Source organism: Nitratidesulfovibrio oxamicus, assembly GCF_015731765.1.
GTDB classification, from domain to species: domain Bacteria; phylum Desulfobacterota; class Desulfovibrionia; order Desulfovibrionales; family Desulfovibrionaceae; genus Cupidesulfovibrio; species Cupidesulfovibrio oxamicus.
Genome location: NZ_VRYY01000337.1, coordinates 1 through 2,841 on the forward strand (window position 1 = coordinate 1; position 2,841 = coordinate 2,841).

A 2,841-nucleotide genomic window follows, 5' to 3' on the forward strand; every position below is an offset into this window, starting at 1 on the left:
CGGTGGAACAGCGCCAGCCACAAGACTTCAGCGCCAGCCGCGCCGGTGGCGGCGTTGCCCGGCGCCCTGTCCACGGCGTCCAGCACCGTGGCCGCCCGGTGGCCCGGCAGATGGTGCGCCTGCACCCGCTCCCATGCGGCCCGACCGATGCGTTCGGCCACATCCGGCCTGCGCAACAGGAAGCGCAGCTTTTCCAGCATGTCCAGCCCGTCGGCGTAGACCACCATTTCGTGGCCGTCGTCGAACAGCGCGTCCTGGTCCGGTCCCACGTCTGGCGTCAGCACGCAGGCCCCGCACGATGCCCCTTCCGTAAGGCGAAAATTGACCTCGAACCCAATGGACTCGTTGGGAATGATGCGCGTATCGCCGTAGAGGGCCAGCATTTCGGCAAAGGGCACGCCCTGCCGGGCCTGCACGCCGAACCGGTCCCGCAGAAGTTCGGCCAGCCAGCCGCGCAGGGGGCGGTGCTTGTCCAGCACGCCCACCAGGGAAATGTCGTGCCCGCGCCCGGCGTGGGGGTGCCACGGGCGGGCGTGCCCGCTCATGGCCAGGTGCACGGCCTGCGGATGGCGCCACTGCGGCGGCAGTGCCCGGAACAGCGAAAGGTGGGGGGTGAACAGCACGTCGAACAGCCGCGCGTAGTGGCGGTGCCAGTGCATGTTCAGGTGGCTGTCGATGGCCCAGTAGGCCTTGCGGCAGGGCAGGGTTTCCAGTCCGGCCAGGATCACCCGCGGGCCCAACGTTTCCTGCTGCACCAGCAGGTCGGGCGCGAAGCCGCGCGCATCCAGCAGGGCGGCGATGTCCACGATGCCGCCGGGCGGGTGCAGGTCCAGCACCTCGTGGCCCATGCGCGTGAAGCTGGCGGCCAGATGCGTGCCGACGCAGGCGATGCGCATGGCCTAGCGCTTCAGGCGCGGGTCCAGCAGGTCGCGCAGGCTTTCGCCCAGCAGATTGTAGCCGAGCACGGTGAACAGGATGGCGCAGCCCGGAAACACGGACAGCCACGGGGCAATCTCCAGCACGTCCTTGCCTTCCAGCAGCATGTTGCCCCAACTGGGCATGGGCGGCTGCACGCCAAGCCCCAGAAAGCTCAGGGCCGATTCGGTCAGGATGGCCCCGGCCACGCCCAGCGTGGCGGAAACCAGCACCGGGGCCACGGCGTTGGGCAGCACGTGCAGGGACAGGATGCGCACCGGCCCCGCACCGGCCAGCCGCGCGGCAGCGATGAAGTCGCGTTCGCGCAGGGACAGGGTTTCCGCGCGCACCAGCCGGGCCACGCCCATCCACGAGGTGAGCCCGATCACCGCCATGATGTTCAGCAGGCTGGGCTCCAGGAAGGCGATGACCGCAAGGATCAGGAAGAACGAGGGGAAGCACAGCATGATGTCCACGCAGCGCATGATCAACTCGTCCGCCAGTCCGCCGAAGTAGCCCGCCGCCAGCCCCAGCGCGAGGCCGATGGCAACGGAAATGCCCACCGAGACAAAGCCCACCCACAGCGACACCCGCGCCCCGTGCAGCATGCGCGAGAGCACGTCGCGCCCCAGGGCGTCCGTGCCCAGCGGATGCGCGGATGACGGCGGTTGCAGGATGGCCGTCAGGTCCAGCGCGGTGGGGTCGTGCGGGGCTATCCACGGAGCCAGCAGGGCCGCAGCGGACATGCCCAGCACCAGCGACAGGCCGGTGGCCAGCATGGGGTGGCGCATCCAGAAATGCAGCCAGCGGCGGGGAGAAAACAGATCGGCGGCGCTCATGCGTTGCCCCCGTCACCGTTGCCTGCGCCGTCACTGCCCGCGCCCCCGGTGAGCCGGATGCGCGGGTCGGCCAGGCCGTAGCACAGGTCTGCCAGCAGGTTGCCGACCAGCGTCAGCACCGCGCCCAGCACCAGGTTACCCATGATCAGCGGGTAGTCGCGGGCCATGACCGCCTGGTAGAACAGCTGCCCCAGACCGGGCAGGCCGAAGATGGATTCGATGATCACGCTGCCGCCGATGAGCCCCGGCAGCGAAAGCCCGAGGATGGTGATGACCGGCAGCAGCGCGTTGCGCAGCGCATGGCGGAAGATCACCGTGCGCACCGGCAGCCCCTTGGCCCGCGCGGTAAGGATGTAGTCCTGTCGCAGCACCTCCAGCATGGAGGCGCGCATGAACCGCGAAAGGCCGGCCAGGCTGCCGAAGGTGTATATGAAGATGGGCATGGCCAGATGCGCCATGATGTCCCATGCCTTGCCCATTGGCGACATGGCGGCATGGTCCAGCGATGTCAGGCCGGAAAGCGGCAGCCACTGCAGGTGGATGCCGAACAGCAGCATCAGCAGCAGCGCCAGCCAGAAGCCGGGCATGGCAAAGCCCATGAACACCAGCACCGTCATGGCCCGGTCGAACAGCCTGCCCTGCCAATGGGCGGACGCAACCCCGATGGGAATGGCGCAGAGCAGGGTGAGCACCAGCGAGGCCACGTTCATGCCCACGGTAAGAGGCAGCCGTTCCTTGATCTTGTCCCACACCGGGCGCGGGTCGCTGGACATTGAATTGCCGAAGTCCAGCCGGGCCAGGCGCCCCAGCCACTGCACGTACTGCACGTGCAGCGGCTTATCGAGGCCGTACAGGGCTTCCAGGCGCTTGCGCGTTTCCGCCCCGGCCAGCGGATTCATGGTGGTCTGCATGTCCGTGGGTGAGCCGGGGGCCAGATGGATGACCCAGAAACTGATGATCGTGATGCCCCAGAACACGAAGAGCATCCACGCCAGCTTGCGGCCCATGCGGCGCAGCATGGCAGCCATGCGGCCAGGGCGCGGCGCGTGATGGCGGGCGCCTTCCGCCGGGGTGTCTGCGGCGGCGG

3 protein-coding genes are annotated in these 2,841 nt (G+C 68.7%); all 3 read right to left on the minus strand.

Annotated features, from left to right (window positions below):
* The coding region (locus FVW20_RS11690) for a glycosyltransferase family protein (protein ID WP_196609749.1) at positions 1–896 on the minus strand (896 nt) is incomplete at its 3' end.
* A gap of 3 nt (positions 897–899) precedes the next feature.
* Complete coding sequence (locus tag FVW20_RS11695) at positions 900–1,706, minus strand: ABC transporter permease (protein WP_372434989.1); 807 nt, start codon at positions 1,704–1,706, stop codon at positions 900–902.
* A gap of 44 nt (positions 1,707–1,750) precedes the next feature.
* Complete coding sequence (locus FVW20_RS11700) at positions 1,751–2,782, minus strand: ABC transporter permease (protein ID WP_196609751.1); 1,032 nt, start codon at positions 2,780–2,782, stop codon at positions 1,751–1,753.
* Positions 2,783–2,841: the final 59 nt, after the last annotated feature.